The organism is Actinophytocola gossypii (genome assembly GCF_025165815.1).
GTDB classification, from domain to species: domain Bacteria; phylum Actinomycetota; class Actinomycetes; order Mycobacteriales; family Pseudonocardiaceae; genus Actinophytocola; species Actinophytocola gossypii.
Window position 1 is genome coordinate 57,211 of sequence record NZ_JAFFZE010000014.1, and the last position, 26,101, is coordinate 83,311.

The 26,101-nt window shown below is 72.7% G+C and carries 23 protein-coding genes; 7 read left to right on the forward strand and 16 right to left on the reverse strand.

Annotated elements, in window-relative coordinates:
- Nucleotide 1 precedes the first annotated feature (1 nt).
- The gene (locus tag JT362_RS16695; RefSeq protein ID WP_260192137.1) at nucleotides 2-340 is read right to left on the reverse strand and encodes a P-II family nitrogen regulator; all 339 of its coding nucleotides are present in this window, start codon (nucleotides 338-340) and stop codon (nucleotides 2-4) included.
- Nucleotides 337-1,662 carry an ammonium transporter gene (locus tag JT362_RS16700; protein ID WP_260192138.1) on the reverse strand — a complete coding sequence of 442 codons (1,326 nt, stop codon included), beginning with the start codon at nucleotides 1,660-1,662 and terminating at the stop codon, nucleotides 337-339. Before JT362_RS16700 ends, JT362_RS16695 begins: the two co-directional genes overlap by 4 nt.
- Before the next feature lie 155 nt (nucleotides 1,663-1,817).
- On the opposite strand from JT362_RS16700, the gene JT362_RS16705 reads away from it, so the two are divergent.
- Complete coding sequence (locus JT362_RS16705) at nucleotides 1,818-2,390, forward strand: (2Fe-2S)-binding protein (protein ID WP_260192139.1); 573 nt, start codon at nucleotides 1,818-1,820, stop codon at nucleotides 2,388-2,390.
- On the opposite strand, the gene JT362_RS16710 is transcribed toward JT362_RS16705, so the two are convergent.
- From JT362_RS16710 to JT362_RS16750, 9 genes are all read right to left on the reverse strand, one after another.
- A complete protein-coding gene (locus JT362_RS16710) occupies nucleotides 2,387-3,874 on the reverse strand; it encodes a bifunctional phosphatase PAP2/diacylglycerol kinase family protein (protein WP_260192140.1) in 1,488 nt (495 codons plus the stop codon). The two genes, JT362_RS16705 and JT362_RS16710, sit on opposite strands and share 4 nt — an antisense overlap.
- 139 nt (nucleotides 3,875-4,013) lie before the next feature.
- Nucleotides 4,014-5,099 (reverse strand): allantoicase, encoded by a 1,086-nt coding sequence (gene alc, locus JT362_RS16715; protein ID WP_260192141.1) that lies wholly within the window; start codon nucleotides 5,097-5,099, stop codon nucleotides 4,014-4,016.
- On the reverse strand, nucleotides 5,096-6,403 hold the full coding sequence (allB, locus tag JT362_RS16720) for an allantoinase AllB (protein ID WP_260192142.1): 1,308 nt from the start codon (nucleotides 6,401-6,403) through the stop codon (nucleotides 5,096-5,098). The genes alc and allB overlap by 4 nt, the downstream gene beginning before the upstream one ends.
- Complete coding sequence (locus JT362_RS16725; protein ID WP_260192143.1) at nucleotides 6,400-7,638, reverse strand: DUF6986 family protein; 1,239 nt, start codon at nucleotides 7,636-7,638, stop codon at nucleotides 6,400-6,402. The genes allB and JT362_RS16725 overlap by 4 nt, the downstream gene beginning before the upstream one ends.
- A gap of 2 nt (nucleotides 7,639-7,640) precedes the next feature.
- A complete protein-coding gene (aceB, locus tag JT362_RS16730; RefSeq protein ID WP_260192144.1) occupies nucleotides 7,641-9,218 on the reverse strand; it encodes a malate synthase A in 1,578 nt (525 codons plus the stop codon).
- 19 nt (nucleotides 9,219-9,237) lie between these two features.
- Nucleotides 9,238-10,191: an aldo/keto reductase gene (locus JT362_RS16735; RefSeq protein WP_260192145.1), complete on the reverse strand. Its 954-nt coding sequence runs from the start codon at nucleotides 10,189-10,191 to the stop codon at nucleotides 9,238-9,240.
- Entirely contained in the window at nucleotides 10,181-10,756 is a 576-nt protein-coding gene (locus tag JT362_RS16740; protein ID WP_260192146.1) for a nitroreductase family protein, read from the reverse strand. Before JT362_RS16740 ends, JT362_RS16735 begins: the two co-directional genes overlap by 11 nt.
- A 4-nt stretch (nucleotides 10,757-10,760) precedes the next feature.
- The gene (gene ftsY / locus JT362_RS16745) at nucleotides 10,761-12,074 is read right to left on the reverse strand and encodes a signal recognition particle-docking protein FtsY (RefSeq protein WP_260192147.1); all 1,314 of its coding nucleotides are present in this window, start codon (nucleotides 12,072-12,074) and stop codon (nucleotides 10,761-10,763) included.
- Nucleotides 12,075-12,122: 48 nt separating this feature from the next.
- Complete coding sequence (locus JT362_RS16750; protein ID WP_260192148.1) at nucleotides 12,123-12,497, reverse strand: hypothetical protein; 375 nt, start codon at nucleotides 12,495-12,497, stop codon at nucleotides 12,123-12,125.
- 126 nt (nucleotides 12,498-12,623) lie between these two features.
- Here JT362_RS16750 and JT362_RS16755 point away from each other — a divergent pair, with 126 nt between their 5' ends.
- A complete protein-coding gene (locus JT362_RS16755) occupies nucleotides 12,624-13,823 on the forward strand; it encodes a sensor histidine kinase (protein WP_260192149.1) in 1,200 nt (399 codons plus the stop codon).
- Nucleotides 13,820-14,467 carry a response regulator transcription factor gene (locus JT362_RS16760; protein ID WP_260192150.1) on the forward strand — a complete coding sequence of 216 codons (648 nt, stop codon included), beginning with the start codon at nucleotides 13,820-13,822 and terminating at the stop codon, nucleotides 14,465-14,467. The genes JT362_RS16755 and JT362_RS16760 overlap by 4 nt, the downstream gene beginning before the upstream one ends.
- 1 nt (nucleotide 14,468) lies before the next feature.
- Here the strand turns inward: JT362_RS16760 and JT362_RS16765 are convergent, their stop codons facing one another.
- The 3 genes from JT362_RS16765 to ngcE are packed head-to-tail and all read right to left on the reverse strand — an operon-like array spanning nucleotide 14,469 to nucleotide 17,832.
- The gene (locus tag JT362_RS16765) at nucleotides 14,469-15,407 is read right to left on the reverse strand and encodes a carbohydrate ABC transporter permease (RefSeq protein ID WP_260192151.1); all 939 of its coding nucleotides are present in this window, start codon (nucleotides 15,405-15,407) and stop codon (nucleotides 14,469-14,471) included.
- Nucleotides 15,408-16,391 carry a carbohydrate ABC transporter permease gene (locus tag JT362_RS16770; protein WP_260192627.1) on the reverse strand — a complete coding sequence of 328 codons (984 nt, stop codon included), beginning with the start codon at nucleotides 16,389-16,391 and terminating at the stop codon, nucleotides 15,408-15,410. It lies immediately after the preceding gene.
- A 19-nt stretch (nucleotides 16,392-16,410) separates the two neighbouring features.
- Nucleotides 16,411-17,832 (reverse strand): N-acetylglucosamine/diacetylchitobiose ABC transporter substrate-binding protein, encoded by a 1,422-nt coding sequence (gene ngcE / locus JT362_RS16775; RefSeq protein ID WP_260192152.1) that lies wholly within the window; start codon nucleotides 17,830-17,832, stop codon nucleotides 16,411-16,413.
- A 191-nt stretch (nucleotides 17,833-18,023) separates the two neighbouring features.
- Here ngcE and JT362_RS16780 point away from each other — a divergent pair, with 191 nt between their 5' ends.
- From JT362_RS16780 to JT362_RS16795, 4 genes are read left to right on the forward strand one after another with little or no spacing between them, the layout of a single operon-like run.
- Nucleotides 18,024-19,232, forward strand: a complete 1,209-nt coding sequence (locus JT362_RS16780) for an anhydro-N-acetylmuramic acid kinase (RefSeq protein WP_260192153.1) — start codon at nucleotides 18,024-18,026, stop codon at nucleotides 19,230-19,232.
- Between the two features lie 2 nt (nucleotides 19,233-19,234).
- The gene (locus tag JT362_RS16785; protein ID WP_260192154.1) at nucleotides 19,235-20,824 is read left to right on the forward strand and encodes a sodium:solute symporter; all 1,590 of its coding nucleotides are present in this window, start codon (nucleotides 19,235-19,237) and stop codon (nucleotides 20,822-20,824) included.
- A 20-nt stretch (nucleotides 20,825-20,844) separates the two neighbouring features.
- Nucleotides 20,845-21,156 carry a hypothetical protein gene (locus JT362_RS16790; protein WP_260192155.1) on the forward strand — a complete coding sequence of 104 codons (312 nt, stop codon included), beginning with the start codon at nucleotides 20,845-20,847 and terminating at the stop codon, nucleotides 21,154-21,156.
- Between the two features lie 29 nt (nucleotides 21,157-21,185).
- A complete protein-coding gene (locus JT362_RS16795) occupies nucleotides 21,186-21,461 on the forward strand; it encodes a hypothetical protein (protein ID WP_260192156.1) in 276 nt (91 codons plus the stop codon).
- Nucleotides 21,462-21,471: 10 nt separating this feature from the next.
- Here the strand turns inward: JT362_RS16795 and JT362_RS16800 are convergent, their stop codons facing one another.
- Entirely contained in the window at nucleotides 21,472-22,404 is a 933-nt protein-coding gene (locus tag JT362_RS16800; RefSeq protein ID WP_260192157.1) for a GNAT family N-acetyltransferase, read from the reverse strand.
- Between the two features lie 40 nt (nucleotides 22,405-22,444).
- A complete protein-coding gene (gene smc, locus JT362_RS16805; protein ID WP_260192158.1) occupies nucleotides 22,445-26,047 on the reverse strand; it encodes a chromosome segregation protein SMC in 3,603 nt (1,200 codons plus the stop codon).
- Between the last annotated feature and the right edge of the window lie 54 nt (nucleotides 26,048-26,101).

Sequence of the window (26,101 nt, forward strand, 5' to 3'; positions counted from 1 at the left end):
GTCAGAGCGCGTCGCCGCCGCGCTCCCCGGTGCGCACCCTGACCACGGTGTCCACCGGGGTGACCCAGACCTTGCCGTCGCCGATCTTGCCGGTGCGCGCGGCCTCGACCACGGCCTCCACCACCTTGTCCCCCAGCGTGTCGTCGACCAGGACCTCGACCCGCACCTTCGGCACGAAGTCGACCGAGTACTCCGCGCCCCGGTAGACCTCGGTGTGGCCCTTCTGCCGGCCGTAGCCCTGGACCTCGCTGACCGTCATGCCCAGCACACCGACCTGCTCCAGCGCCGCCTTCACGTCGTCGAGCGTGAACGGCTTGATGATCGCGGTGACCAGCTTCATGGGGTGACGCCCTCCTTGCTCGCTGCCGGGACCTTGCCCGCGAGGGTGTCCGCGGCCCTGCCGATGGACGAACCGCCGCCGCGCAGGCCGGACAGCTCGTAGGCGCTCTCCGCGTGCTCGGCCTCGTCGATGCCGTTGATCTCGGCCTCCTCGTCGACCCGGAAACCCATGGTGACCTTGATCAGGAAGCCGATGATGAGCGTGGCGACCAGGGAGTAGGCCAGCACGGCGAACGCGCCGACCGCCTGCTTGCCGAGCTGGGTGAGGCCGCCGCCGTAGAACAGGCCGTCCACGCCGCCGTCGTTGACGCCGACCGTGCCGAAGAACCCGATCAGCAGGGTGCCGATCAGGCCGCCGACCAGGTGCACGCCGACCACGTCGAGCGAGTCGTCGTAGCCGAACTTGTACTTGAGGCCGACCGCGAGCGCACAGGCCGCGCCGGCCAGGACGCCGATGGCGAGTGCGCCCCAGGTGTCGACGAAGGCGCAGGCCGGGGTGATCGCGACCAGACCGGCGACCACGCCGGAGGCGGCGCCGAGGCTGGTGGCGTGCCCGTCCCGGAGCCGCTCGACGACCAGCCAGCCGATGATGGCCGCGCAGGTCGCGGTGAGGGTGTTGACGAACGCGACCCCGGCGAGGTTGCCGGCCGACAGCGCGGAGCCGGCGTTGAAGCCGAACCAGCCGAACCAGAGCAGGCCGGCGCCGAGCATGACGAACGGCAGGTTGTGCGGCTTCATCGGCTCCTTGGGCCAGCCGCGGCGCCTGCCGAGCACGAACGCGAGGGCGAGCGCGGCGGCGCCGGCGTTGATGTGCACCGCGGTGCCGCCGGCGAAGTCGAGCGCGACGAGGTTGTTGGCGATCCAGCCGCCGACGTGACCGTCGTCGGTGCTGAAGTCGAACACCCAGTGCGCGACCGGGAAGTACACGAGCGTCGCCCACAGCACGACGAACACCATCCAGGCACCGAACCGGGCGCGGTCGGCGATGGCGCCGGCGATGAGCGCGACCGTGATGATCGCGAACATGCCCTGGAACGCCACGAACGCGGTGCCGGTCAGGGCGTCGCCGCCGAGCAGGCCGCTGAGGCCGAAGTACTGGGTGACGTCGCCGAGCAGCCCGCCGCCGAGGTCGTCACCGAATGCCATCGAGTAGCCGAACACCACCCACAGCACGCCGACGACGGCCATCGCGCCGAAACACATCATCAGCATGTTGAGCACGCTCTTGCCGCGCACCATGCCGCCGTAGAAGAACGCCAGACCCGGTGTCATCAACAGCACCAGGGCGGCACTGGTGAGCACCCAGGCCGTATTCCCTTCCACGCTTCCTCCTCATGTCCGACCGTTCGAAGGAGCATCGGGAAGGCAGGTTTCGCGGAATCGCGCCGCGCGTTTCGCGGCCGTGAACTGTGCCTCCGATCGTGTTACGAGCGCGTTTCCGCTACTAGGCTCGCGGGATCGCCACTCAACTGATTCCGGTGCCCGCGTCGTCGATCCGCGACCCGGGCTGGCTCGACGCGCAGTTGGCGGCGACGGCGGCGCGGTTCCGGTTGGACCGGCCGGCGTCGGTGGGGGTGCTGTGGTGGTACTCGGCGAGTTCGGTGCTGCTTGGGCCGGCGGTGGCGGGGTTCGACCCGGCGCTGGAGTCGGTGGTGCTGTTCCTGCATCCGGACGGTCGGGTGCTGGACGCCCGCTCCCCCGAGCGGGTGTCGGAGCGCGGGCCGGCGTTGCGGGTGGCGTTGGCGGAGGCGGTGTCGGCGGTGTCGGCGGCGAGCGGGGCGCCGGAGCCCGCGCTGTGGGCGGTCGCGACGGACTCGTTGGCGAACCAGGTGTTGTGGGCGGGCGGGTCGCCGGAGGAGGCCGAGGATCTGGCGGCGTCGGTGGGGGCGCCGTTGCCGGTGCCGAGGTACGTGCGGGTGGGCGGCAGGTTGGCGGTGCGGCGGGCGTCGTGCTGCCTGATCTACCAGGCGCCCGGCGAGGGGAAGTGCGTGAGCTGCCCACGCCAGCACCCGGACGAGCGCGCGCGGCGGTTGCGGGCGGTGTTGGGCTAGGTCTTCGGGTGGCGGTAGGCGGTCAGGGCGCCGGGGTGGACGGCGAAGGCGAAGCGGCGGCCAAGCGGGCCGACCTCGCCGTCGGTGGCGATGCGGCGTTCACCGGCGAGCAGGCGGATCTCGGTCGTGGGGGCCTCGAAGTGGCGGTAGACGTGGCTGGTCTGGAGGGTGCCGGTGAGGGCGGCGAGCACGAAGCGGACTCGGGAGTACGGCAGGTCGGCGCGTAGGTAGCGGACGTCGAGCGTGCCGGAGGCGAGGCTGGCGCGGCGGGCGGCGCCGAAGCCCTTCGGCTCGTAGGAACCGTTGCCGACGAACAGCATCCAGACGAGCTCGCGGCGGCCGTCGAGCAGGATCGGCAGCGGTTGGGCGCGGCGGAGCGCGCGGGACATGGCGAGGGCGGCGGCCAGCCACTTCGGCCACCGGACCTCGAGCTTTTCGCGCAGCCGCACCATTTCCGGGTAGCCGCCGAGGCTGGCGGTGTTGACGAACCGGATCCGGTCGGTGCCCCGGCGGCCCTCGACGGTCACGTCGGCGATGTCGACGCGGATGGCGGCGCCGACCTGGGTGGCGTCGGCGGTGTCGTACATGCCGGTGTCGCCGAGGTCGCGGGCGAAGTGGTCGAGGGTGCCGGCCGGGATGACGACGAGCGGGAGCCCGAACCGGACGGCGAGATCGGCGACGCGGGTGACGGTGCCGTCGCCGCCAGCCGCGCCGAGTGCCCGGACGCCGCCGGCGGTGAGCCGTTCGGTGAGTTCGGTGCGGGGGTCGGTGCCGGGTTCGACGCGGACCAGTTCGGCCTTGGGCCAGAAGGCGAGGATCTCGGCGGTCGGGTCGACGCCGTCGGTGCCGGAGGCGGGGTTGACGAGCACGAGGAGGCCGTCGCCCGCTCCGACGTCGGGGGCGTCGACCGGGGGTTCGCCGCGCTTGGGGAGCCCGGTGCCGTGCGGCCACCAGTGCCGGGTGGCGCAGGCGGCACCGACGCCGATGGCGGCCCCGGCGGCGACGTCGCTCGGCCAGTGGACGCCGGTGTGCACGCGGGAGTAGCCGACGAGCGCGGCGACCGGGAACACGAGCGCGCCGGCGGCCCGGTGCTCCATGGTGACGGCGGAGGCGAACGCGAACGCCGAGGCCGCGTGCCCGGAGGGGAACGAGGACGAGGTGGGGCGGCGGGTGTTGCGGCGTGGGACCGGGAGGAGTTCGGCGGCCGGGCGGCGACGCGGGAACAGGTGCTTGCCGACCAGGCTCGCGGACATGCTGGCGCCGGCGATGGCGGCGATCCCGCGTAGTCCGGCGCGGCGGGTGGCGCCCCTGCGCGCGACGAGCACGGCGGCGACGGCGAACCAGAGTCGGCTGTGGTCGGCGGCCCGGCCGGCGCGGCGGCAGAGGGTGTCGAAGGGGGTGGGCGGCAGCTCGCCGCTACGGCGCACGAGCTCGGCGTCGACCCGGCCGACACGCCAGTACGAGCGGCGGATGCGGTTGATCACGGTTCGAACGGTAGCCGGGAGGTGGCGGTGGGGCAGATCGCGGCGGGTTTGGCCTCCGGCCCCCGGTTTCCACGCTACCGGAAGGCACCGACAGTTCCGGGACGGTCAGTCGGACGGTCCGGTTCGGGGAGGGCGGGTGTCAGGGAGTCAGGGGTGCGGGGAGGGTGGTGTGGGGGCGGGTGGTGGTGGTTTCGCGGGCTTGGGGGGCGGGGAGGCCGGCGGCGGTGAGGACGGCGATCGCGTGGGGTTCGGGGAGGAGGTTGAACCAGTGGAGGTGGAGGGCGCGGTGGGTGGCGGGGGTGAGGGAGCCCCAGAGGCGGAGGCGGGCCATGCCGCCGTCGGGGTGGATGTCCAGGCGGACTTCCGTTGCTTCGGTGGGTGGGAGGAGGAAGCGGTGGCGGGTGTCGGGTTGGAGGCGGACGTGGTTCAGGAGCACCGCGTCGCCCGTGGTGAGGGTGGCTCGGGCGGGGGCGTTTCCCTTGAAGTGGCTGGTGTCCAGTTCGGCCATGCGGAGGGTGCCGGGGGCGGCCAGGCGGACCGAGACCCAGTCGTTGGCGTCGTCGCGGCGGCGGGCGGTTTCCCAGCCCTCCCCCATCACGGCGGCGTGGCCGGGGGAGATCAGGTTCGCGGGCGAGGAGTAGAACATGTTGCTGCAGCCCGAGATCGTGGCGCCGTTCTCGAGGGCGGCCAGGTCGAGCGACGCGGGGTCGAGGAAACGGGGATCGGGCACCGGTTCGCCGTGGACGCGGAGGCGGGCCACGCCGCCGTCGGGGTGGATGGTGAGGCGGACGTGCGTGTACCGGTGCGGATCGGTTACCGGGAACGGGTTTCTGGTGTCGCCGGACAGGGGTGCGCGCGGGACGAGGGGGTGCCAGTCGGCCCGCATCAGTTCCTCGGGGCTGGGGTAGCCCTCGACCGAGCACGCCTCGACCGAGCACTCGGGCGGGTAGTTGCCGGTGAAGAACGCGGTGTCGACCACCACGCCGCGGACCACGCCGGGCAGGCCGAGGCGGACCACCGCGTGGTCGGAACCGGGCTCGCGCCGGCGGCGGGTCTCCCAGCCGTCGTAGACCTGGCCCTTGTGGCCGAACGTGGCCGGCTGGAACACCGGCTCGGTCGGGCGGATCAGGTTCTCGCGTTCGGCGAACGACTCGTCGTTGGCCCACACCACGCTGCCACCGAGCCGGCGGTTCGCCAGGTCCGGTAGTCGTTGCCACTCGGTCATGCCAAGCCCCTCACGAGTAGGCGGCCTCGGGGCTCGGTGGAGACCTCGTGGCCGCGTAGCCAGGTCGAGCGGACGACGCCACGCAGGGTTCGGCCCGCGTAGGCGGTGACCGGGTTGCGGTGGTGCAGTGCGGCGGGGTCGACGGTGAACGTCTCGTCGGGCGCGAACACGCAGAGGTCGGCGTCGTGGCCGGGAGCGAGGCGACCCTTGTGCCGGAGGCCGATCAGGTCGGCCGGGGCGGAGGACATCCAGCGGACCACCTCGGCGAGGGGCACGCCGCGTGCGGACGCCTCGGTCCACATCGCGGGGAGGCCGAGTTGCAGGCCGGCGATGCCGCCCCAGGCGGTGCCGAAGTCACCCGTGGCCTTCAGTTCCACCGTCGACGGGGAGTGGTCGCTGACCACACAGTCGACCACGCCTTCGGCGAGTCCCCGCCACAGCAGGTCCTGGTTGGCGGACTCGCGGATCGGCGGGCAGCACTTGAACCGCGTCGCGCCGTCCGGGACGTCCTCGGCGCGCAGGGTCAGGTAGTGCGGGCAGGTCTCGGCGGTGACCCGGACTCCGTCGCGGCGGGCGGCGGCGAGCATCGGGAGGGCGTCCGAGGACGACAGGTGCAGCACGTGTACCCGCGCGTCGGCCCGGCGGGCGGCGGCGATCAGGGTCTCGATGGCCGTGTTCTCGGCGGCGCGGGGGCGGGAGGCGAGGAAGTCGGCGTACCGGCGGCCCTCGGTGTCCGACACGAGGGCCGGGTCCTCGGCGTGCACGATCATCAGCGCGCCGATGCCGTGCAGGAGGCGCAGGGCGCCGGCCAGCTCGTCGGGGTCGAGGTGACCGAACTCGTCGACGCCGGACGGGGACAGGAAGCACTTGAAGCCGAACACGCCGGCCTCGTGCAGAGCGACCAGGTTGCCGAGGTTGCCGGGCACGGCGCCGCCCCAGAAGCCGACGTCGACGTGAATCCGCTCGCGGGCCACCGCCCGCTTCAGCGCCAGCGCGGCGAGGTCGGTGGTCGGCGGGACGCTGTTCAGCGGCATGTCGACCAGCGTGGTGACCCCGCCGGCGGCGGCCGCGCGGGTGGCGGTGGCGAAGCCCTCCCACTCGGCGCGGCCCGGGTCGTTGACGTGCACGTGCGTGTCGACCAGCCCGGGCAGCAGCACCTCGTCGTCGGCCAGCTCGACCACGCGCTCGCCGGGCAGCGGCGACTCGGCGACCTCGACGACCGCTCCGTTCCGGACGGCGACCCAGCCCGACGCCTCGCCGGTCGGCAGGACCATGCGCGGCGCGTGGAACACGAGGTCGTTCACCGCGGCTCCCGCCGGGCGAGGGCGGCGTCGAGGTCCACTTCGGACAGACCACACAGGTCGGTGACGTCCGAAGTGGACAGGGCGCCGCAGTCGACGGCGCGACGGATCGACATCGCCAGCGCCTGCGCGGTCGCTGGCTCGTCGAGGATCCCGGCGTCGGCGCCGTCCACATAGGTCCGGAGACGGCGGGCGTCGGCCGGGGCGTGCCGGAGGTGGTGGACGAACGTGGCCGCGTACCGGGTCACCAGCTGCGCGGGGTGCAGGTCCCAGCCCTGGTGGAAGCCGTGCGCGAGCGACCGCAGGACGAGGTCGTGGTGCGTGCGCCAGGCCGCCCACACCGACTCGGTGTCGCCGACCGGCAGCACGTTCGTCGACCCGTCGGACAGGCGCACGCCGGTGCCGGCCGCGCCGACCTGCATGGCGTGCCGGGCGAAGTCGCACGCCGAATGCGCCAGGTGCTGGTCGGCGGCGGACAGCCCGCACGCGGCGGTGTAGTCGTAGGTGCCGAAGTGCAGCGCGCTCACCCGGCCCTGGCCGGCGGTGATGAACCGAGGGACGGCGAAGCGGCCGTCGGCGTCCACTATGGACTGGGTGGTCTCGATCTGGATCTCGAACCGGAGCGCACCGTGGTCGAGGCCGACGGCGGATTCCAGCTGGCCCAACAGGTCCACGAGTGCGGACACCTGCGCGACGTCGGTGACCTTGGGGAAGGTCAGCACCGGCGCGCGGCCGAGCTCGGTGACGAACAGGTCCAGCGTCCACACCGCGCGGGTGAAGGACGTCGGCGTGTCGAAGGACTTGAACCGGATGCCCACCCACGGCGGCGGCGCCGACCAGCCGGCGACCAGCGCGGCGCAGCGGACGGCGTCGGCGTCCTCCTCGTCGTCGGAGCGCTCGCCGTAGCCGTCCTCGAAGTCGATCCGCAGGTCCTCGACCGGCTCGCGGCGCAGCTTGGCGGTCACCTTGTCGCGCACCGTCTCGGCCAGGTCGCCGGGCAGGTCCAGCAGGTCGGCGAAGGCGGCCGCGTCGGGGGCGTGTTCGTCCAGGGCGGCCAGCGCCGCCGCGCCCCACTCCCCCGCCACGTCGCCGGTGACCCGGTCGGCCGGCACGTAGCAGGTGTGCACGGGCTGGCGGCCGCCGGGATCGCCGGGGTACCTGGTGGCGCGCGCTTCGTCCACGTGGGACAGCCGGTCGGCGATGGCGGCGACCGCCGATCCGGACAGCGACGTGCGCACGCTCAGATCCGCTCGTAGGCCGGCAGGGTGAGGAAGTCGGGGAACTCGTCGGCCAGCGCCACCTGTTCGAACAGCTCGACGGCCGGGCCGAGGAGCTCGGCGGGGAGCTCGCCGGTGAGCGCGGTCTTCGTCTCGGCCAGCACGGAGCGGACCAGGTCGGTGGTCACCCGCTGCCCGGTGTCCAGCTCGACGTCGTTGCGCACCCACTGCCACACCTGCGAGCGGGAGATCTCGGCGGTCGCCGCGTCCTCCATGAGGTTGTGGATCGCCGCCGCGCCGTTGCCGCCGAGCCACGACGCCAGGTACCGCACGCCGACGTCGACCGCGGCGCGCAGCCCGGCCTCGGTCGCCGCGCCCGGCGTGGCCTTGACGTCGAGCAGTTGCGCGGCGGTGACCGAGACGTCCTCGCGCAGCCGGTCGACCTGGTTGGGCCTGTCGCCGAGCACCGCGTCGAACTCCTCGGCGCAGATGCCGACCAGATCCGGGTGCGCGACCCAGGAGCCGTCGAACCCGTCGCCCGCCTCGCGGCGCTTGTCGTCGTGCACCTTCGCCAGCGCCTTCTCGGTGACCTCCGGGTCGCGCCGGTTCGGGATGAACGCGGCCATCCCGCCCATCGCGAACGCGCCGCGCTTGTGGCAGGTGCGGACCAGCAGCTCGGTGTAGGCGCGCATGAACGGCGCGGTCATGGTGACGTCGTTGCGGTCCGGCAGCACGAAGTCGGCGCCGGCGTCGCGGAAGTACTTGATCAGGCTGAACAGGTAGTCCCAGCGGCCGGCGTTCAGGCCGGAGGCGTGCTCGCGCAGCTCGTAGAGGATCTCCTCCATCTCGAACGCGGCCGGGATCGTCTCGATCAGGACGGTGGCGCGGATGGTGCCGTGCGGGACGCCGAGGCGTTGCTGGGCGAGGGTGAACACGTCGTTCCACAGCCGCGCCTCGAGGTGGCTCTCCAGCTTCGGCAGGTAGAAGTACGGGCCGCTGCCACGCTCCCCCAGCGCCTTGACGTTGTGGAAGAAGTAGAGCCCGAAGTCGACCAGCGCACCGATCGCCCGGCGGCCGTCGAAGGTGAGGTGCCGCTCGTCGAGGTGCCAGCCGCGGGGGCGCATGACGATCACCGCGGGCCGGGCGCCGGGGGTGAGCTCGTAGCGCTTGCCCTCCGGGGAGGTGAAGTCGATCAGGCCGCGTACCGCGTCGTACAGGTTGACCTGGCCGGAGATCACGTTGGACCAGTGCGGGGTGTTGGCGTCCTCGAGGTCGGCGAGCCAGACCCGGGCACCGGAGTTGAGCGCGTTGATCGCCATCTTGCGCTCGGTCGGCCCGGTGATCTCGACCCGCCGGTCGGCCAGGTCCTCCGGCGCGTCGGCCACCCGCCACTCCGACGCGCGCACGTCGGCGGTCTCCGGCAGGAAGTCCAGCCGGCCGGTCCGCGACGCCTCGGCGCGCCGTTCCGCGCGGGCGGCGAGCAGCTCGTCGCGCCGGTCGGCGAACCGCGCGTGCAGTTCGGCGAGGAACTCCAGCGCCGCCGGGGTGAGGATCTCGTCGCTACGCTCGACGGGTCCGCCGAGTACCTGGGTGTCGACCATGGTCCCCAGCCTAGGACCACTACGCCGTGGCGGCGGGGACGTCTTCGGCGAGGAGGCCGGCTCGTTTCGCGTCGTGCCACAGGGCGGGCGGCACCGGCCGGGACAGCCAGGCCATGCTGTCGGCGATCTCGCGGGGAGAGCGGGCGCCGACGACCGCCGCGTCGACGGCCGGGTGGGCGAACGGGAACCGCAGGGCCACGGCCGGCAGCGGCACGTCGTGGCGGTCGCAGAGCGCCTGCCAGGCCTGGACGCGCGGGTCGTCCCGCCCGGTCAGCAGGCCCCCCTGGTACACGCCGGCGGCGATCACGGACACCCCGCGCCGGTGGCAGAGCGGGAGCAGGTCGGCGAGGCCGGACTGGTCGAGCAGGGTGTACCGGCCGGCGAGCAGCACGCAGTCCGGGCCGGGCGCCGCGGCCTCGCGGAGGAACCGGGCGGCGACGTCGGCGTGGTTGACCCCGATCGACACCGCGGCGATGGTGCCCTCGGCGCGCAGCTCCGCCAGCGCGCGGTAGGCGCCGGTGACGGCGGCGGGGAAATCCTGGTCGGGGTCGTGTACGTGCAGCACGTCGATCCGGTCGGTGCCGAGCCGGTCGAGGCTGGCGTCGACGGAGCGCCGGACGCCCGCGTAGGAGTAGTCGAGGCGCGGTCCGAGACCCGAGGGCGGGTCGGCCCAGATCGGCTGCGTGTCCGGGCCGCCGGGTTCGATCAGGCGGCCGACCTTGGTGCACAGCACGAACTCGGCCCGCGGGCGCGCGGCCAGGGACCGCCCGGCGTACTGCTCGGAGCGGCCGTACCCGTACACCGGTGCGGTGTCGTAGAGCCGCACGCCGAGGTCCCAGGCGTGGTCGACGGTGGCCAGCGCCTGGGGCTCCGGCACGGGCGCGAACAGGCCGCCGATCGACGCCAGGCCCAGTCCGAGCCGGCTGACCGTCAGGCCGGTGCGGCCAAGCGGGACGAGGTCGTCACCACGCACCGCGGTGCACGACCTCGTCGAGCGGACGCCGGGCGCGGGTTCGGGGTGAGCCGGAGACCCGCGGCTCGTCCGGGTAGCCGATGGCGACCGCGCCGATCGGCTCGTGGTCGTCCGGGACGCCGTACAGCTCGCGGAACCGGGGCACGTCGTCGGGCATGATGCCGAAGTACAGCGCGCCGAGGCCGAGGTCGACGGCGGTCTGCAGGATGAGCAGGGTGGCCATCCCGGTGTCGATGTGCCAGAACGGCACCGGCCAGCGGGCCTCGTCGCGGTCGGTCCAGCCCTTGTCCGGCTGGGCGTAGCGATCGAGGTACACCCGCTTGCAGGACAGCGGCACGATCAGCAGCGGCGCGGTGCTGACGTCGTTGCCCTTGGGGCGCAGTGCCCAGAACTTCGCCAGGTCCTCGCCGTCGAGCACGAGGAACGCCTGGCCCTGGGAGAACCCGGCGGACGGGCCGCGGGTGGCGTTGTGCAGGATCCGCTCGAGGGCCTCCTCCGGCACCGGGCGGTCCGGCACGAACCTGCGGATCATCCGCCGCTTGCGGACGACGTCCTGGAACTCCATCCCGTCACCCCAGCAGTGCGTCGACGAACGCGGTCGGCTCGAACGGGGCCAGGTCGTCGGCGCCCTCGCCGAGCCCGACCAGCTTGACCGGCACCCCCAGCTCACGCTGCACCTGGAACACGATGCCGCCCTTGGCGGTGCCGTCGAGCTTGGTGAGCACGATGCCGGTGATGTCGACGACCTCGGCGAACACCCGGGCCTGGGTGAGGCCGTTCTGGCCGGTGGTGGCGTCGAGCACGAGCAGGACCTCGTCGACCCTGGTCTGCTTCTCCACCACGCGCTTGACCTTGCCCAGCTCGTCCATCAGGCCGGTCTTGGTGTGCAGCCGGCCGGCGGTGTCGACCAGGACGGCGTCGACGCCGGACTCGACGCCGCGCTTCACCGAGTCGAACGCGACGGCGGCCGGGTCGGCGCCCTCCTTGCCGCGCACGACCTCGGCGCCGACCCGCTGCGCCCAGGTGGCGAGCTGCTCGGTGGCGGCCGCGCGGAAGGTGTCGGCGGCGCCGAGGACGACGGTGCGGCCGTCGGCGACCAGCACGCGGGCCAGCTTGCCGGTGGTGGTGGTCTTGCCGGTGCCGTTGACGCCCGTGACCAGGACGACGGCGGGGAGCTTGGTGCCGTCGGAGGTGTGCGGCAGCGCCCGGACGGCGCGGTCCATCGACGGGTCGAGCGCGTCGACGAGGACCTCGCGCAGCAGGGCGCGGGCCTGGTCGGAGGTGCGGACCCCGCGGGCGACGAGCTCGGACCGCAGCCGGTCGACGACCTCCTGGGTGGTTGTGGCGCCGAGATCGGCGAGCAGGAGGGTGTCCTCGACCTCGGTCCACGAGTCCTCGTCGAGGTCACCGGCGCCGAGCAGGCCGAGCAGACCGGCGCCGAAGGTGGACCGGGACCGGGACAGCCGGCCGCGCAGCCGCTCGAGCCGGCCGGAGGTGGGCTCGATCTCCTCGACGGGTTCCTGGACGGGCTCCACGGGACCGGGCGGCAGCTCGGCCTCGGGCTCGAACACGGGCTGGGGCTCGTCGGCGGGCTCCGGCGGCGCCTCGACGGCGGGTTCCGCCGGCTTCTCGACGGGTTCCGCCGGCTTCTCGACGGGTTCGGCCGGCGGCTCGGCGGCCGGCGGTTTCTCCTCCGTCCGCCGGCCCCCTGGCGCGAGGCTGATGCCGCCGCCGGCCTGGTAGCCCGTCGGCTTCTCCTGCTCGGCCCGCTCCCGTTCGGTCAGGCTGATCCGCCGCCGCCGGCTCAGCGTCACGCCCACGACCAGCGCGAGCAACAACAGAACAGCGACGACGACGATGATCACGATCACAGTGCTCGACACGCCGCCATCCTCGCATCACCGCCCGACCGGGGTGGTCGGTGCCCGGCGTCAGCGCACGACCGGCACCCGCGCACCGGCGAGCGCGTCGAGCACCGCGCCGGGATCGGCCACCTGTAGCACCAGCCGCGCGTACTTCTGCCCGGTCAGCTCGACGACGACGGTGTTCGACCGGTCCCGCCCCACCACGCTCCAGAACACCCGCCGTCCACGTTGGACGAACGAACCAACGGAGATCAGCCAGGGAACGAAGATCATCATGCCGCGGAAGTGGCCGCCGGAGCCGGCGTCCGCGATCCGCTGCCCCGGACCGGCCTCCCGGACGGCGGACAGCGGTACCGTCAGCCGGCTCGGCCACATCACCAGGCCGAGGAAGCCGGTGAGCCGGACCACCAGCGTGTCGCCGCGAATCTCCACTTCGGTCATACCGGGAACGCTACGAACTCCGCGGCGCCGGGGCGAGGGCGCACGCTCCCCGGATCATGGTGTAGCGGGCTACACCATCGCGCTCGACCAGCGGTGATCCCGGCGGGGCCGTGTCAGACTGGCGGCATGTCCCTGGTCCGTGCCGTCGTCGTCGCGGCCGGCCGCCAGCTCGCCGACGGCGTGCTGGCGCTCGGCACCGCCGGGGCGTCCGCGCTGATGGTGGTCATGGTGGGCACGACACCGTGGCTCGGGGTGTTCCTGCTGCCGGTCGCGGCACGGCTGAACCGCGCGCTCGCCGGCATCCAGCGGGCCAGGACGGCGCAGCGCACCGGCCGGCCCGTCGAGGAGGCGTACCAGCCGCCACCGGCACCAGTACCGGGACACGGGCCACTCCGGCGCTACCTCCGCCGGGTGGGACACGCGTTCACCGACCGGACGACCTACCGGGACGCCGGCTGGGTGCTGCTGCACACGGTCGTCGGCGGTGCCGGCGCGGCCTGGACGCTGACGCTGGTCGCCGCCGGCACGGCGCCGCTGTGGTGGTGGGTGCTGCCCATCCCGGCCTGGCCGGCGGTGCCGCTCCCCCTGGTCGCGCTCGCCGGCGCCGCCACGCTGCCGGTGCTCGCTGACTCGTCGGCCCGGCTGGCCGCCACGGCGCTGTCCCCGCCGGAGAGCAGCCGCCTGGCACGACGAGTCACCGAGCTGACCGCGACCAGGGCCGCCGTGCTCGACGCGCACGAGGCGGAGCTGCGCCGGATCGAGCGCGACCTGCACGACGGCGCCCAGGCGAACCTGGTGTCCTCGGCGCTGCGGCTCGGGATCGCCGAGCGCCGGGTGCGCGACGACCCGGACAAGGCGCTCGCCCTGCTCGCCGAGTCGCGGGAGGGCATCGAGCACGCGCTCACCGAGCTGCGCGGCGTCGTCCGCGGCATGTACCCGCCGGTGCTCGCCGACCGAGGGCTGGAGGGAGCCATCGCCACGCTCGCCGTGGACGGCCCGGTACCGGTCCGGGTCGAGCTGGACGGGATCGGCCGGCAGCCGGCCGCGCTGGAGAGCGCCGCCTACCACGTGGTGGCCGAGGCGCTGACGAACGTCGCCAAGCACAGCGGCGCCACCCGGGCGGTGGTCGAGGCGCGGCTCGCCGACGACACCCTGCACCTCGAGGTGCGCGACGACGGCCGGGGCGGCGCGGACCCGGATCGCGGTAGCGGGCTCGTGGGCGTGCGGCGCCGGGTCGCCGCGCTGGACGGGACGCTCGACCTGTCCAGTCCGGCCGGCGGACCGACCAGACTGGTCGCGCGGTTGCCCGGTGCGGAGCGGCCATGAGGATCGTCGTCGTCGAGGACAACGTCCTGCTCGCCCAGGGCCTGAACCTGATGCTCACCGACGAGGGGCACGAGGTCGTCGCGCTCGCGGGCGACGCGGCGGAGTTCGAGCACGCGGTCGCCGAGCACCGACCCGACCTCGCCGTGGTGGATGTCCGCCTGCCGCCGTCCTTCCGGGACGAAGGGCTGCGCGCGGCGATCCGCGTGCGGTCGGCGCACCCCGGGTTCCCGGTCCTCGTGCTCTCCCAGTACGTGGAGTACAGCTACGCGACCGAGCTGCTGGCGCACGGCGACGGCGGGATCGGCTACCTGCTCAAGGACCGGGTGGGGCGGGTCTCGGAGTTCCTCGACGCCCTGGAGCGGGTGGCGGCCGGCGGCACCGCGATGGACCGCGAGGTGATCGGCCAGCTGGTCGGACACCGGACGGGGAACGGCGGCGTCGACCGGCTGACCTCGCGGGAGCGCGAGGTGCTGTCGCTGATGGCCCAGGGCCGGGGCAACACCGAGATCGCCGACCACCTGGTGCTCACCGAACGCGCGGTGAGCAAGCACATCAGCAACATCTTCGGCAAGCTCGACCTGCCCCCGAACACCACCGGACACCGCAGGGTGCGGGCCGTGCTCGCCTACCTCCGGCAGAACTGAGTCACTTCAGCACGCCGGCGGTGAGACCGGCCTGCACCTGCTTCTGGAACAGGATGTAGACGATCAGCACCGGCAGCAGGGCGATCACCAGGCCGGCGAACAGCGCGGTCCAGTCGCCCCGGTAGCCCTGGCTGATCGCCAGTGCGGCGAGGCCCTGGGCCAGTACCTTCTTCTCCGGTTCGTTCATCAGCACGACCGGGAGGATGTACTGGTTCCAGTGGCCGAGCACGTTGAACAGGCCGATGCTGATCAGCCCCGGCTTGGCCATCGGCAGCATCACCCGGAAGAACAACCCGAAGTGCGAGCAGCCGTCCATGATCGCCGCCTCGGCGATCGAGGTGGGTTGGGTGCGGAAGAACGCGGTCAGGAAGAACACCGTGAACGGCATCGAGAACGCCACGTACACCAGCGCCAGCGACAGGTGGCTGTTCAGCCCGAGGAACTCGCCGAGCAGCGGCAGGTTCTGCAGGTTGCGCACCACGAAGAACAGCGGCACCAGGGCCAGGAACACCGGGAAGATCATCCCGCCGACGAAGCCGAAGTACACCACCCGGTTGCCCGGGAAGTCGTACCTGGCCAGCACGTACGCGGCCATCGCGCCGAGCAGCATGGTCAGCGGCACCGAGATGGCCACCACGATCACGCTGTTCACGAAGTACTGACCGATGTTCGCCGTGCTCCACGCGCGGGCGAAGTTGTCGAACCGCAGGGTCTCCGGCAGGCCCCACGGGTCGGACAGGAACTCGGTGTTCGTCTTGAACGACGAGATGATCGCCCACAGCAGCGGGAGCGTGGTGATCAGCGCCCAGACCAGCATGAACCCGCCGTTGAGCAGGTTCAGCGCCCCGGCCCCCGCGCCGACGCCTGGACCGCGGCGTGGGGACGCCGGCTCGGCGGGCGGCGCGGGCGGCGGGGGGTGGTCGACGGATGTGGTGGTCAACTAGAGCTCCACTCGCTCGCGTCGGGCGGCCCGCATGAACAGCACCGAGATGATCAGGGTCAGGACGAGCAGCACGACCCCGATCGCCGAGGCGTAGCCGAACCGGTAGCTGTTGAACGCGCTGCGGTACAGCGCGACACCGAGCACGTCACCCGCGCGGGACGGCCCGCCGCTGATGCCGAGCATGATGTGCACCAGCGCGAAGCCGTCCATCGCCTGGATGGCCATGTACACCCAGCCGACCTGCACGGTGTCCCACACCAGCGGCAGCGTCACGTGCCGGAACGTGGTGAACCGGCTGGAGCCGTCCAGCAGCGCGGCCTCGTAGATGTCCTTCGGGATCGACTGCATCGCCGCGGAGAACAGCACCACGTAGAAGCCCACGAACGCCCAGATCATCACCACGACGACGCACCAGAACGCGAACCGCGGGTCGCCGAGCCACGGCTGGGTCAGCCCGTCGAGGCCGACGAGGCCCAGCAGGCCGTTGAAGATCCCGCCGGCCTCGGTCGGCGCGAAGACGTACTTGAACAGCACGCCGATGACCGCCATCGACAGCACCAGCGGGAAGAAGTACACGACCCGGTACACCTTCGACCCGCGGACACCCTCGATGCCGGACTTCCCGCGCCGGCCCACGTTGATCATCGAGGCGAAGAACAGCCCGAGCGCCAGCGTCACCACCGGCACCACGAGCATCAGGATCACGTTGTTCTTGAGCGCGACCCAGAACTGGTCGTCCTCGAACAGCCGCACGTAGTTGTCGAACCCGACGAACGTCTGGCTGGCGGTCAGGCCGGACCAGTCGGTCAGCGAGATGTAGATCGCCTGCACGTAGGGCGAGAGGACGAACAGGCCGTAGATCACGACCGGCACCGCGAGGAAGGCCAGCACGAAGCCGACCTTCCCGTGCTGCAGCGCCGGTCCCGGCTTCGGCCTCCGGGGGGCGCCCCGCGCCTCGGCGCGCGGGGCGACGTCGATCACCGACAACGAGCTCTCCGGATCAGCGGGTGTACTTGGTGATGGAGTCGTCCTCGCGGACCTTCTTGGCCTCCGCCTCGCAGCCCGCGACCCACTCGTCCACCGAGATCCGGCCGGCCATCAGCTCGCCGGTGTGGGAGTTGATCCCCGGGTTCTCCATGTCCTTGTACCACGTCGGGTACATCCAGGTGAGCACGTCGTCCCCGGCCGCCTGCAGGCCCTGCTGGGCGGAGGTGAGGCCGCGCGGCAGCTCGACGCCGTCGGCCGCGCCCTTGACCACGGTGAGGCTGGAGACCTTCTCGGTGAAGCCGCGGGCGCCCTCCTGGGAGAGCATGATCCGCATGTACTCCAGGCCGCCGCGCGGGTTCTTGGCCTGCGCCGGCACGATGTAGGGCTCGCCGGCCTGTGCCCGCACGGTCTCCGCCGACATCGCGGAGTCCTGGGACAGCAGCGGCTCCGGCATGAACGCGATCTCGAAGCCCTCCGGGGTCACGTCGGCCTGCTCGCTCTCCAGCCACGACCCGCACGGCACGAACGCCGCCTTGCCCTCGCTCCACGCGCCCTGCGCCTGGATGTGGTCCATGCCGACGGTGCCGTCGAGGATGAACCCGCTCTTCTGCAGGCCGGCCAGGGCGTTGGCGGACTCCTTGACCGCCTCGTGGCCCCACGCGCCCGGCTCGAGGTTGTCGATCGCGGTCAGGACCTCGGGGCCGCCCAGCTTGGCGGCCATGGTCAGCAGCGGCCAGTTCATGTACCGCGCGTGCACGCCCTGGTAGGTCCACGGGGCGATGCCGGCCTTCTTGATCTCGCCGCAGAGGGCGGTCATCTCGTCCCAGGTGGTGGGCGTGGTCCAGCCGTGCTCGTCGAAGAGGGTCTTGTTGTACCAGAGGCCGTAGACGGTCAGCGCCATGTGCATGACGTACGGGGCGTCGCCGAAGACGCCGGACTCGACCGCGCCCGGCACGAGCGTGTCGCGGACCTTGACGTTCGGGTCGTCCCAGCTGGGGGCGTCGTAGAGGTCGGTGAGGTCGTACAGCTGCTTGTCGGAGACCAGCTGGCCGAGCGGGATCTGACCGTCGCCGGAGTCGTTGACGAAGTCCGGTGGGTTGCCGGCGACGAAGCGGGACTGCAGCGCGCCCGCGATGTCGACCTCGGCGTTGTGGTCGATCTTGGCGTTCGGGTACTTCTTCTTGAACATCGGCTGGTGCACGTCGGTGGCGTAGGCGTCACCGAAGCCGCCGTTGAAGATGTAGATCTCGAGCGTGGAGTCGGTCGGCACGCCGAGCGGGTTGTCGTCGGTGGCCTCGCCCTCCGTCTGCTCCTGCCCACCCCCCGAGGTGGCACAGCCGGCCAGCACGGTCGAGCCCGGCAGCACCAGGGCGCCGGTGGCGAGTGCGCCGCGCAGGAAGTTTCTCCTGCTCCACTCACTCGAAATCTTGGTCATGCTCCGCTCCTCGTTCCTCGCGGTCAACGCTGGCCGCACCCGCTCCCCGCGGTGCGGGTGGCACGTGGGGCACACAGTATCGCCTTGGTCTATACCTTCAGACGGGAATACTCAACCTTTACCGACATCGATTCGGTCAAGAACTAACGTGTCGCCTTGCACAGCCGCGTGCGCTGGCATAACCAGAGCAGGTGACAGATGCGGTGAACACCTGCCGGGTGATCGGGTTGCTGTCCGGGACGTCGATGGACGGCGTCGACGTGGCGGTGGCCGAGCTGCGGCTGACCGGGGAGACCATCGACCTGCTGCCGTGCGGACACGCCGAGGTGCCGTTCCCCACCGGCCTGCGCGGGCGGCTGCTGGCCGCGCTGCCGCCGAGCGCCTGCACCGCCGAGGAGCTGTGCCGGCTGGACACCGAGGTCGGGCAGGCGTTCGCGGCCGCGGCGGCCGACGCGCTCAGCACGATCGCTGGCGGGCGGGCGGACCTGGTCGCCTCGCTCGGGCAGACGCTGTACCACTGGGTGGCGGACGGCCGGGCGCTCGGCACGCTCCAGGTGGGACAGCCGGCGTGGATCGCCGAGACGACCGGGTTGCCGGTGGTGGCCGACCTGCGGGCCCGTGACGTCGCGGCGGGCGGGCACGGCGCGCCGCTGGCGAGCGTGCTGGACCAGCTGTGGCTGCGCTCGCCGGAGGTGATCACGGCGGGGCTGAACATCGGCGGGATCGCCAACGTGACGGTGGTTCCGCAGGCCGGCCCGGCGGTGGCGTTCGACACCGGGCCGGGCAACGCGCTGCTGGACGCGGCCGCACGGATGATCTCCAACGGGGTCTGGCAGCTCGACGTGGACGGGGACCTCGCCGCGCAGGGCAGGGTCGACGAGGCGCTGCTCGACGTGCTGCTGGCCGACCCGTACTACGCGCTGCGATCGCCGAAGTCGACCGGCAAGGAGCACTTCCACGGTGATTACCTGCGGGCCGCGCTCGCGAAGGTGGGGCACGTCAGCGGCCCCGACCTGCTGGCCACGCTGGTCGAGCTGACCGCCGCCACGATCGCCGACGCCTGCCGCGCGCACGGGGTGACCAGGGTGGTGGCAGCGGGTGGCGGGGTGCGGAACCCGACCCTGATGGCCGCGCTGCGCCGGCGCCTGGCCGAGGTGCCGGTCGAGACCAGCGACGAGCTCGGCCTGCCGGCGGCGGGCAAGGAGGCCTATCTGACCGCGCTGCTCGGCTTCCTGACCTGGCAGGGTGTGCCGGCGAACGAGCCGCACGCGACGGGCGCGGCCGGGCCTCGGCTGCTCGGTTCGGTCACCCCCGGCCGCGTGCCGCTGCGCCTGCCGGAACCGACCACGACCACCGTCACCCGGCTGCGGGTGACCCAACCGGCGATCAGCGGGAGGTAGGCGTGCGCGCCCTCGACGTCGCGATCATCGTGCTGTTCCTGGTGGGGATGCCGCTGCTCGGCGTCCTGCTGGGCGGGCGGCAGAAGTCGGCGACCGACTACTTCGTGTCCGAGCGCCGGATCCCGTGGTGGGTGGTGTGCGTGTCGGTGGTGTCGGCGGAGACGTCGACGCTGACCGTGCTGTCGGTGCCGGTGGTGTCCTACCTGGCGCCGCCGGAGGCCGGGGGGATGACGTACCTGACGCTCGCGTTCGGGTACATCGTCGGGCGGATCGTGGTGTCGTTCGTGCTGCTGCCGAAGTACGTGGCGGGCGAACTGGTGACCGCGTACGCGTTCCTTGGCCAGCGGTTCGGTGACGGGATGCGGGCGACCGCGTCGGTGACGTTCCAGTTCACCCGGCTGCTCGCGGACGGCATTCGGCTGTTCGCGACCGCGATCCCGATCAAGGTGGTGCTGGCGGCGTACGGGGTCGACGCGTCGTACTGGGCGATCGTGATCGTGCTGGGGATCGCGATGGTGTGCTACACGTTCGTCGGCGGGGTGCGCGCGGTCGTGTGGGTGGACGCGATCCAGATGCTCTGGTACGTCGTCGGCGGGATCGTCGTGGTGGTGGCGCTGGCCGGCGCGCTCCCCGACGGGTGGTTCGGCGACGCGATGTCCGCGAACAAGTTCCAGGTGTTCGACTTCTCGTCGAACGTGCTGACCGGGAGCTTTCCGTTCGTCGCGGCGTTCTTCGGCGGCGCACTGCTGGCGATGGCCTCGCACGGGGTGGACCAGCTGATCGTGCAGCGGCTGATGTCCACGCGGGACGTGCGGGCGGCGCGGAAGGCACTGATCACGAGCGGGTTCGTGGTGACGCTGCAGTTCGCGTTCTTCCTGGTCATCGGCGTGATGATGTGGGCGTTCTACGCGGCCGCGGTGCCGACGGACCCGGTGTCGGCCGGTGGGCTGGGGCTGGGCAACAACGACGAGCTGTTCGCGAACTTCATCGTCACCGAGCTGCCGTCCGGACTGTCGGGCTTCGTGATCGCGGGCATCCTCGCGGCCGCGCTGTCGTCGTCGCTGGGCGCACTGGCCTCGGCGACGGTGACGGACGTGTACGAACGGGTGTCCCGCCGCACGCTGACCGAGCTGGAGCGACTGCGGTTGGGTCGCGTGTGGACGGTGGTCTGGGCGGGGCTGCTGATCGTGTGCGCCGGCCTGTTCGCGACCGGCAACCGGACCGCGGCGGATCCGATCGTGGTGCAGGCGTTGGGGATCACCGGGTACACGTACGGGGCACTGCTCGGCGCGTTCCTGCTGGGCCTGATGATCCGCCGCGCGAACCAGACGGACGCGATCGTCGCGTTCGCCGCCACGGTCGCGGTGATGACGTTCGTGATCCTCGGGGTGAAGTTCGTCGGGCCGTCGGCGGAGGTCAGGATCGACTTCTCCCCCGCCGCCCCGGCGGAGGGCGTGCGCACCCTGGTCGCGTGGTGGTACACCCCGCTCGGCGTCGCCGTGACCCTGCTCGTCGGCGGCCTGCTGTCCCTGCGCCACCGCGATCGCCCCACACCCGGACCGGTGAAGCAGGTCGACGCCGAGACGGCGTGACCCAACGGAAAGGAACGTCGATGACAGTCCGCGGGACTCTCGCCGCGACGGCCACGGTGGCCGCGACGGCACTGCTCGCCCCATCGGCCGCGGCCGACCCGGTGGTGCCGGAGCACGCGATCATCGTCTGCCAGAGCGCCACCATGTACACCAACTACGACAGCGCGTCGGGCCCGGTCGGCCCCAAGCGCGTGCTCGGCCACGGGAACAAGGTCGGCCACACGCGCGGCGCGCACCCCGTCTACAACGGCTGGGCCGCCATGTTCGACTTCGGCCCCAACGACTGGGGCTTCGTGCGCTACGAGTGCCTCGGCGGCTGGGGTTCCTGGTGACCGCTCCCCCTACCGAAAGGAACAAGAGGATGACCCACCGACTCCCCGTTGTCCTGTCCGCCGCCGCGCTGGCGCTGGTGGCGGCGGCGTCCCCCGCATCGGCCGACAACGGCACCGTCGGCGAGCGCGAGACCGTGTGCGCCGAGAGCCTGGCCGTGCGCACGGCACCGGTCGGCGCCTGGATGGGCACCCTCACCCACCCGCAGACCTTCCTCGTCAAGGAGGTCCGCGGCGACTGGGTGTACGGCTTCGCCTACGGCCACGTCAACCGCAACGGGTGGGTGCAGAACGGCTGGTTCTGCTGAGCGGTACCGATCACGTCGGCAGGGGGGCCTCGGCGCGGTGGTAGCTGACCAGTTCGGTGCGGCAGGTGAAGCCCAGTGCGGTGAACATCCGCTCCGAGGCGTGGTTGTCGAGGTTGACCAGGGCGGCCGCGCGGTCCCGGGAGCCCGCGGCCGCCACCAGTTCGACCAGCAGGCGGCGGACCAGCGACCGGCCGGCGCCCAGGCCGCGGACCGGCTCGTCGACGCCGACCACGTCGACGTAGTGCTCGCCCGCCTGGGCGTAGCCGGCGGCGTAGCCCAGCAGGCCGGCGCTGCCGAGCAGGACCACGACCGTGTGCCCGCTCGCTCCGGACACCAGGCGGGGGCCGGACGTGGGGGCGTTCGGGAAACACGTGTCGTGCAGGTGGGCCACGGCCGCGCGGACGGTCGGGTCGGCGGGGAGCGGGACGACTCGGTCCTGGTCGGCGGCGTCGGTGAGCAGGGCGCGTAGGTCGGCGCCGGTGAGGGTGAGCAGGCGGGTCGTGCTGGCCGCCGGGATGTCGTGGCGGGTGGCGAAGTCGGCGAGCAGGCGGTTGCGGCGGTGGCCGAACAGGTCCAGCGCCGTCACGCCGGCGACCGAGGGCAGGTGCAGGGCGGCGTCGAGCAGGGTGTCGGCGGTCTGTTGCCAGAGTTGGCCGGCCGCGGGATGGTTCGCCGGCACGTCGACGTACGGGCCGTACAGGAACGCGCGCCGCTGCTCGTCCTCCACCTCGACGCTGAGCACGCCGCGCAGCCGGCCGTTGCGGTCCTCGACGACCACGGCCAGCTCCGTCCAGTCGGGGCCGAGGCCGGCCAGTTCCTCGGCCACCTCGGCCTCGGTCTCGCCGTGGAAGGCGATGTGGTGGGCCGGTTCCCGCTGCAGGCGCGCGACCAGCTCGATCACGGCCGGCAGGTCGGCCGGGGACGCGGTTCGTACTCGATACACAGGCGAAGCTTGACCTGCGGACAGCCCGGACGCGACTGGTTTACGCGGGCGCCCGCTCCTCCTCCTTGCCGTGCAGGCGCTGGGAGATCACCTGGGTGATGCCGTCGCCGCGCATGCTGACGCCGTAGAGGGAGTCGGCGATGTCCATCGTCGGCTTCTGGTGGGTGATGATGATCAGCTGGGAGCTGTGCCGCAGCTCCTGCAGCAAACCGATCAGGCGGCGCATGTTCACGTCGTCCAGGGCGGCCTCGACCTCGTCCAGCACGTAGAACGGCGACGGGCGGGCCCGGAAGATCGCGACCAACATCCCGACCGCGACCAGGGACTTCTCGCCGCCGGACAGCAGCGACAGGCGCTTGATCTTCTTGCCGGGCGGCCTGGCCTCGACATCGACGCCGGTGGTGAGCATGTCCTCGGGCTCGGTGAGCACCATCCGGCCCTCGCCGCCGGGGAACAGGGTCGCGAACACGGTCTCGAACTCGCGGGCCACGTCCTCGTAGGCGGAGGTGAACACCTCGAGGATCTTGTCGTCGACCTCCTTGACCACGGTCAGCAGGTCACGGCGGGTCGCCTTGAGGTCCTCGAGCTGGGTGGACAGGAACTTGTAGCGCTCCTCGAGCGCGGCGAACTCCTCCAGGGCCAGCGGGTTCACCTTGCCGAGCAACGTCAGGTCCCGCTCGGCGCGCTTGGCCCGCCGCTCCTGGGTCTGCCGGTCGTACGGGATCGGCTGCGGCGCGGACACGGTCTCGCCGCGCTCCTTGGCGGCCTCGTACTCGGCGACCTCGACCGGGCTGGGCGGCACCGGGACCTCCGGGCCGTACTCGGCGACCAGGTCGTCCAGGCCGATGCCGAAGCTCTCCGCGATCTTCGTCTCCAGCTGTTCGAGGCGCAGCCGCTGCTCGGCCCGCAGCACCTCGTCGCGGTGCACGGCGTCGGTCAGCTTCTCCAGCTCGGTGGACAGCTCGCGCACGCGGTTGCGCACCTCGATCAGCACGCGCTCGCGGTCGTGCCGCTCGGCCTGCACGGTGTCCCGCTCGGCCGCCGCCGCCGCGAGCGACCGCTCGATCCGCTCCAGGGCCAGCTCACCGCCGGCGACCACCGCGCGGGCGATCCCCGCGCCCCTGGCCCGCGCGGCACGGGCCCTGGCGGCGCGTTCCCTGGCCTCGCGTTCGGCCCTGGCGGCGCGGCGCAGCTCCTCGGCCTTCCCGTACAGCGCCCGGTGCCGCTCCTCGGCGGTGCGCAGCGACAGCCGGGCGTCCATCTCCTGCTGGCGCGCGGTGGCCAGCGACTCCGACGCCTCGTCCCGCTCGGCGGTGTCCGGCTCGGCGTCCAGCGGCTCGTGCTCCTCGGCGGCGACCAGCCGCTCCTCCAGGTCGGCGAGCGTGGCGAGGGCCTCCTCGCGGGCCTGTTCGACCTTCGTCCGCTGCGACTGCACCCGCTCGGCCTCGGCCTGCGCGGACCGGACGGCCTGGCGCAGCCGGTTCAGCCGCTCGGACGAGCGCGCGGCACGCACCTTGGCCTCGTTGCGGGCCTCGGCGGCCGCCGTGACGTCGGCGGCGCGGGCCTGCTGCTCGGCCTTGGCGCCGGTCAGCGCGGCGGCGGCCCGTTCGGCGGCGCTCTCGCTGGCGGCGAGCTTCTCGTTGGCCTCGTCGACCGCGGCCTGGACCTCGATGACGCTCTGCCCGCGGTCCGCGCCGCCGACCACCCAGTGCTCGCCGAACACGTCGCCGTCGGCGGTGACCGCGCGCACCCGGGGGAAGCGGGCGACCAGGTCGTTGGCGGCGGTGAGGTCCTCGACGACGGCCACCTGGTCCAGGGCACGCAGCACGGCCGGGCGCAGCGGCTCCGGCGCGGCCACCAGGTCGACCGCCCAGCGGGCACCGGGCGGGAGCTGGGGCCAGTCGGTGCGGTCGGCGGCGCCCCGGCCGCCGACGAGCACGCCGGCGCGTCCGGCGTCGTCAGCGCGCAGCAGGCGCAGCGCGGCCACGGCGTCGGCGCCCGAGGACACCGCGACCGCGTCGGCGACCGGGCCGAGCGCGGCGGCCAGCGCGGCCTCGTGCCCCGGCTCGACGGTCAGCAGCGCGGCCACCGAGCCGAGCAGGCCGGGCAGCCGGTCGGCCGCGGCCAGCAGCGCGCCGGCGCCGTCCTTGCGGGACAGGCCCATGGCCAGGGCGTCCACCCGGGCCTTCCACGAGGCGATGTCCTTCTCCGCCGAGCGCTCGGCGGCGACCAGCTCGTCGACCCTGGCCTGGGCCGCGCGCTGGGCCTCCTTGGCCTGCTCGAACCGGTCGGCCAGGCCGGCGTCGTCGGCGTCCTCCACGCCGGTCTCCGCCTCGGCCTCGGCCAGCTCGACGGCGGCCTGCTCGGCGCGCTCGGTGGCCTCGACCAGCGTGGTGGACAGCCGCTCGATCTCGTCGGCGGTGGCGCCGGTCTTGCTGCGCAGGGCCTCCACCTGGCCGGACAGCCTGGCCAGGCCCTCCCGCCGGTCGGCGACCGCGCGCACCGCCGCGAGGTGCGCCTTCTCCGCGGCCTGCACGACCTGCTCCAGCTCGGCGCGGCGCTCCGCGGTCTCGCCGAGCATCGACCGGGCGACCTCGACGTGCTCGGCCAGCTCCGCCTCGCGGATCGCGATCTCGGTGGCCTCCTCCTCCAGCTCGTCCGGGTCGCGGCCGGCGGACTCGGCCGCCTCGTTCGACGCGGACAGGTGCCGTTCCCGCTCGACCGCGAGCCGCACGGTGCCGCGCAGCCGCTCCTCGAGCGCGGACAGCCGGTACCAGGTGTCCTGGGCGGCGGCCAGGCGCGGCGCGTCGGCGGCGAGCTGGTCCTCCAGCGCGGTCTGCTTGGCGTCGGCGACCTCGAGCAGCTGCTCCACCTCGTGCCGGCGGGCGCGGGCGGCGGCCTCGTCGGCCTGCTCCCTGGCGATCTGGGTGCGCTGGGTGACCAGGTCGTCGGCGTGCAGGCGCAGCCGGGCGTCCCGCAGCTCGGCCTGCACGGCCTGGGCCTTGCGGGCGATCTCGGCCTGCTTGCCGAGCGGCTTGAGCTGGCGGCGCAGCTCGCTGGTCAGGTCGGTGAGCCGGGTGAGGTTGGCCTGCATCGCGTCGAGCTTGCGCAGGGCCTTCTCCTTGCGCTTGCGGTGCTTGAGCACGCCGGCTGCCTCCTCGATGAAGGCGCGCCGCTCCTCCGGCTTGGACTCGAGGATCTGGGCGAGCTGGCCCTGCCCGACGATGACGTGCATCTCCCGGCCGATGCCGGAGTCGGAGAGCAGCTCCTGGATGTCCATCAGCCGGCAGGTGTTGCCGTTGATCTCGTACTCGCTGGCGCCGTCGCGGAACATCCGGCGGGTGATCGAGACCTCGGTGTACTCGATCGGCAGCGCACCGTCCGTGTTGTCGATGGTGAGGCTGACCTCGGCGCGGCCGAGCGGGGCGCGGCCGGCGGTGCCGGCGAAGATGACGTCCTCCATCTTGCCGCCGCGCAGATCCTTCGCGCCCTGGGTGCCCATGACCCAGCGCAGGGCGTCCAGCACGTTGGACTTGCCCGATCCGTTTGGCCCGACGACGCAGGTGATCCCCGGTTCGAACCGCAGCGTGGTCGCCGACGCGAACGACTTGAAACCCTTGAGCGTCAGGCTCTTCAAATGCACGAGAAGCGAGCCTCTCAGGTCCTCGGAAGTGCGGCCTATTCCCCCGAGGGTACC

Coding starts and splice junctions, on each gene's coding strand:
- JT362_RS16695 (WP_260192137.1), bottom strand. CDS start 340: ATGAAGCTGGTCACCGCGATCATCAAGCCGTTCACGCTCGACGACGTG.
- alc (WP_260192141.1), bottom strand. CDS start 5,099: ATGACCGAGTGGCAACGACTACCGGACCTGGCGAACCGCCGGCTCGGT.
- aceB (WP_260192144.1), bottom strand. CDS start 9,218: ATGGTCGACACCCAGGTACTCGGCGGACCCGTCGAGCGTAGCGACGAG.
- JT362_RS16740 (WP_260192146.1), bottom strand. CDS start 10,756: ATGGAGTTCCAGGACGTCGTCCGCAAGCGGCGGATGATCCGCAGGTTC.
- JT362_RS16750 (WP_260192148.1), bottom strand. CDS start 12,497: ATGACCGAAGTGGAGATTCGCGGCGACACGCTGGTGGTCCGGCTCACC.
- JT362_RS16755 (WP_260192149.1), top strand. CDS start 12,624: ATGTCCCTGGTCCGTGCCGTCGTCGTCGCGGCCGGCCGCCAGCTCGCC.
- JT362_RS16760 (WP_260192150.1), top strand. CDS start 13,820: ATGAGGATCGTCGTCGTCGAGGACAACGTCCTGCTCGCCCAGGGCCTG.
- ngcE (WP_260192152.1), bottom strand. CDS start 17,832: ATGACCAAGATTTCGAGTGAGTGGAGCAGGAGAAACTTCCTGCGCGGC.
- JT362_RS16790 (WP_260192155.1), top strand. CDS start 20,845: ATGACAGTCCGCGGGACTCTCGCCGCGACGGCCACGGTGGCCGCGACG.
- JT362_RS16795 (WP_260192156.1), top strand. CDS start 21,186: ATGACCCACCGACTCCCCGTTGTCCTGTCCGCCGCCGCGCTGGCGCTG.